Raw genomic sequence first — 5,052 nt, forward strand, 5'->3', positions numbered from 1 at the left:
GTAAATTGCTCCACATTTTGCTGCGCGAACCTTTTTATGATGAAGTTTTAATCCTTGTAAGGAAAAAAATTGATCTTCAGCATAAAAAATTAAGACAGCAGGTGGTCGATTTTGACCAATTGGATAGCTATGCTTATGTTTTAAACGGCCATGCCGTATTCTGCTGTTTAGGCTCCACCAAGGCCAAAACGCCGGATCTGAATATTTATCGGAAGATAGATCATGATTATCCTGTACAGCTGGCACAATTAGCACAAAAAAATGGCGTTAAGCAATATCATTTGGTATCTGTTATAGGTGCCGATGCCAATGCATCAAACTTTTATACCAGGATGAAGGGTGAAACAGAAGCCGACGTTACAAACGTTGGTGTACCGGCTACCCATATCTACCAGCCTTCGCTATTAACCGGTGACAGGCAGGAGAAACGCTTGATGGAAAAAATTGCTGGCGGACTTGCAAAAGTTATTGATCCCTTATTAATAGGCAGCTTAAAAAAATACAGGAGCATACCTGCCGAAACCGTGGCTATGGCCATGTACAAACAATCAACAAAAAACGAGGTGGGTGTATTTGTGTACCCATCTGACATAATAAAACAATTATCGTGAGTACTTATCTATCCGCCGAGAACCTTGGCCATCAATTTCATGACAACTGGTTATTTAAAAATATAACCATAGGCATTAACCGCGGCCGCAGGGTTGCGCTGGTTGGTGTTAACGGCGCCGGCAAATCAACGTTATTAAAACTGTTGGCCGGTTATATTAAACCAACCGAAGGCAAGGTTGTACAGGCCAGGGATCTTAATATGGGCTACCTGGAGCAGGATCCTGGTTTTAAGGATGCCGTTACCATCAGCGATTATATTTTTCATGCTGATGATGTGCAGCAGCAAATGATTCGTAAATACGAGGAGTTGCTGGAAAACGATCCTGATAATGCCAAAGCCATTGAAAAGATAATGGAGGAGATGAGCGAGGTTGATGCCTGGGAATACGAATACAAGATCAAAACCATTTTGGGCCGGTTGGATATCCATCACCTTAATCAGCCTATCAATACATTATCGGGCGGACAAAAGAAGCGTTTGGCATTGGCTAAGCTATTAATTGAAGACCCTGATATTTATATTTTAGATGAACCTACCAATCACCTGGATATTGATACCATTGAGTGGCTGGAGAAATTACTGACCGATGGCTCAAAAACCATATTGATGGTTACACACGACAGGTATTTCCTGGATAACGTTTGTAACGAGATATTGGAGATTGACCGGGGTAAGATTGTACCCTACAATGGCAGCTACGGTTATTACCTGGAAAAGAAAGCCGAGCGTGATGCTGCGGATGATGCCGCATTTCAAAAAAACAGCAACCTGCTGCGTAAGGAGCTGGAATGGATGCGCCGCCAGCCACAAGCCCGCGGAACCAAATCAAAAGCACGTATTGACGCTTATTATGACCTGGAAGATAAAACCAAGAGTGGTGGTATTCGCGAAAAAGTTGAACTAAGCGTTAAAACAGCACGCCAGGGAAACAAGATCATGGAGATGGAACATCTTTATAAAGGCTTTAATGGCAACACCTATATAGATAACTTCAGCTATATATTTAAAAAAGGCGACCGCATTGGCTTAGCCGGAAAGAATGGTACAGGCAAATCAACATTGTTAAATTTAATAACCGGCGCTTTGCAACCCGACAACGGAACTATTATAAARGGGGAAACTACTGTGATTGGTTATTTCCATCAATCGGGTATTGTTTTTAAGGATGATGAGCGGGTAATAGATATTGTAAAAAACGTTGCTGAGTTTATCACCATGGCCGATGGCAAAATGATCTCGGCATCTGCCCTGCTAACTTTATTCCTGTTCCCGCCTGCTAAGCAATATGGTTTTATATCCAAACTGAGCGGTGGCGAAAAGAAACGTTTGCAGCTGATGAGTATCCTGATGAAGAACCCTAACTTCCTGATCCTGGATGAGCCAACCAATGATTTGGATATTGATACACTGAACGTTTTAGAAGAGTTTTTAACCAACTATTCGGGTATATTGATGATGGTATCTCACGATAGGTATTTACTGGATAAGTTAACCGACCAGCTGTTTATTATGGAAGGGCAAGGCCAGGTACGCATCTACAATGGCAACTACTCGTCATACAGGCTTGAGCAGGAAGAAGCAAAACAGCRGACCAAAAAAGGAGTGGTTGCGGCCGCCCCTACCCCTGCTCCCGCTGCTAAAAAAAGCAAGCTTAGCTTTAAAGAAGCAAAGGAACTGGAAACAACGGAAGCCGAAATTACAGCTATAGAAAACCAGATAAAAGATAAAACAGAGCAGTTAAATAAGGTAGGCATTGAGCTTGCAAAACTTAACGAAATAATGGCGCAGATAGCTGAGTTAAATAAAAAACTTGATGATAAAAGCGCCCGCTGGATTGAACTAACCGAATTAAAAGAAGCATAAATTGAAGGTGTCGGATATCATAGCATCAGTAGGTGTTATCATTTTACTGATAGCATTTGTGCTTAATTTATTGAATAAACTATCAGCAGAAAGCAAGGCCTATAAACTGCTAAATTTTATAGGTGCAGGTACGTGCTGCTATGCATCGTATATGGTGAGCTTTTACCCTTTTGTGGTATTAGAGGGCGTTTGGGGCACTGTAGCGCTGGTGTCATTATTAAAAGTTCCACGTGGAACATGAGTATAAATAGATAGCTTTGTAGCTATAAAATGCGGATTAATCTATAAAAATCGACTTTTTTTAGGGAATAATTACAGGTTTATCTACAATTATAAAACACGGCATTAAGCGCGCTTCAGTAATGTTCCACGTGGAACATGGAAGTAAATTAGGTACGGTTATTGGTCAAAACTTTGGCCGATATCAACAGAAATAGAGAAGGATTTTTGATTGTTCCACGTGGAACATGGAGGTATAAAATGTTTAAGAAATATAACGTTATTGTGGTTGGTGCCGGGCATGCGGGCTGTGAAGCTGCTGCTGCTGCCGCCAACCTGGGATCATCTGTTTTGCTCATTACCATGAACATGGGCGTGATTGCACAGATGAGTTGTAACCCCGCCATGGGCGGTGTTGCCAAGGGACAGATAGTGCGGGAGATTGATGCATTGGGCGGATATTCGGGAATTGTAACGGATAAAACATCCATCCAATTTAGGATGCTGAACCAGTCAAAAGGTCCGGCTATGTGGAGCCCGAGAGCACAAAGCGACCGCATGCGCTTTGCCGAAGAATGGCGTTTAGCACTGGAGAGAACTGCCAATGTCGACTTCTGGCAGGATACTGTTTCATCCCTTTTAATTAAGGGAAATGCCATTGCCGGCGTGCGCACATCATTGGGTGTAGAAATAGAAGCCGACGCGGTAGTGCTTACAAACGGCACCTTTTTAAATGGTATCATCCACATAGGCGAAAAGAAATTTGGCGGTGGCCGCGCGGGTGAAAAATCAGCTACCGGCTTAACTGAACAGTTATCAGGTTTGGGTTTTGAGGCCGGCCGTATGAAGACCGGAACACCTCCCCGTATTGACGGACGAAGCCTTAATTACTCGCTGATGGAAGAGCAATGGGGCGATGAAGACCGGGGCAGATTCTCCTTTACAGATGTAGACATGATCAAAGAACAACGCTGTTGCTGGATCACCTACACCAATACAAACGTGCACGAAACGTTGAAAGAAGGTTTCGAAAAATCGCCGATGTTTACCGGCCGGATTAAAGGACTGGGTCCGCGTTATTGCCCTTCCATTGAAGACAAGATCAACCGTTTTGCGGAGCGCGACCGTCACCAGATCTTCGTGGAACCGGAAGGATTAAACACCGTAGAGATTTATGTAAATGGTTTCTCCACCTCCCTGCCCGAGGATGTACAATACAAAGCCCTTATCCAGATTCCGGGATTTGAGAAGGCTAAAATGTTTCGTCCGGGCTATGCCATCGAGTATGATTACTTCCCGCCTACTCAACTGGGTTTAACGTTAGAAACAAAACTGATCAGTAACCTATACTTTGCCGGGCAGATTAATGGTACTACCGGATATGAAGAAGCGGCATCCCAGGGCTTCATTGCAGGTATCAACGCGCACCAAAAAATTAAWGATAAACATGAGCTGATCCTGAAAAGATCGGAATCATACATCGGTGTTTTAATTGACGACCTGGTAACCAAAGGCACCGAAGAGCCTTACCGTATGTTCACCTCAAGGGCCGAGCATCGCCTCCTATTGCGCCAGGATAATGCCGATATCCGGCTGTCGCCAATGGGTCATGAATTAGGATTGATCAGTGATGAGCGCTTAGATAAGGTAAACCAAAAGATCAAAAACTCCGACGATATTGTATCCTATACCAGGACGAAGTCTATCGATCCATCAACAGTAAATACCTTACTTGATGAATTGGGTACCTCTGCCATATCGCAAGGTGCCAAACTTTTTAATTTACTGAGCCGCCCGCAGGTTGGTTTTAATGACCTGAAAAAAGCGGATAGCGGACTGGAAGAATTATTATCGGCCTATGACAAAGAAACAATTGAACAGGCTGAAATAAAAATTAAATATGAGAGTTACTTTATAAAAGAAATGGAGATTGTAGACCGAATGAAAAAAATGGAAGACCGGGAAATCAATCCAAATTTTGATTATCATACTTTAGTTTCATTATCAAAAGAAGCCCGCGAAAAACTGATGAAGATAAAACCACGCACTTTGGGCCAGGCTTCGCGAATTTCGGGTGTATCACCCTCAGATATTTCGGTTTTGATGGTTCATGTGTCAAGATAAAACGTAAAGCATTGATAATTAAATAATTATAAAATATCTTTTTAAATCAATTATTTCGGATTTTTAATAGTGGAGTTCATAAAAATATAAAAATCGCTTATATCGCCTAAAAACTATGTTAAATCAAAAACCGGCCAATTTTTACAATTTTCTCCTCTATATTTTTGTTGTTTTGTTGATTTCTGGCTGCGCTGCGCAACAACAGCCTCAGGGAGGCCCCCGCGACGTAACCC

General features: G+C 42.5%; 4 protein-coding genes. All 4 read left to right on the forward strand.

Annotation, left to right across the window (positions count from 1 at the left end; all coding sequences use genetic code 11):
- On the forward strand, positions 1-611 hold a 611-nt coding region (locus tag AC1DPZ_RS21610), incomplete at its 5' end, for an NAD(P)H-binding protein (RefSeq protein WP_477407327.1).
- Positions 608-2,476 (forward strand): ABC-F family ATP-binding cassette domain-containing protein, encoded by a 1,869-nt coding sequence (locus AC1DPZ_RS21615; protein WP_477407329.1) that lies wholly within the window; start codon positions 608-610, stop codon positions 2,474-2,476. The genes AC1DPZ_RS21610 and AC1DPZ_RS21615, both read left to right, overlap by 4 nt.
- Before the next feature lie 7 nt (positions 2,477-2,483).
- Positions 2,484-2,717, forward strand: coding sequence for a CBU_0592 family membrane protein (locus tag AC1DPZ_RS21620; protein WP_477407331.1), 234 nt, complete (start codon positions 2,484-2,486; stop codon positions 2,715-2,717).
- Between the two features lie 239 nt (positions 2,718-2,956).
- Positions 2,957-4,819 carry a tRNA uridine-5-carboxymethylaminomethyl(34) synthesis enzyme MnmG gene (mnmG, locus tag AC1DPZ_RS21625; protein WP_477407333.1) on the forward strand — a complete coding sequence of 621 codons (1,863 nt, stop codon included), beginning with the start codon at positions 2,957-2,959 and terminating at the stop codon, positions 4,817-4,819.
- Positions 4,820-5,052: the final 233 nt, after the last annotated feature.

The sequence above is a fragment of the Mucilaginibacter sp. P4_G9 genome, from assembly GCF_056400985.1.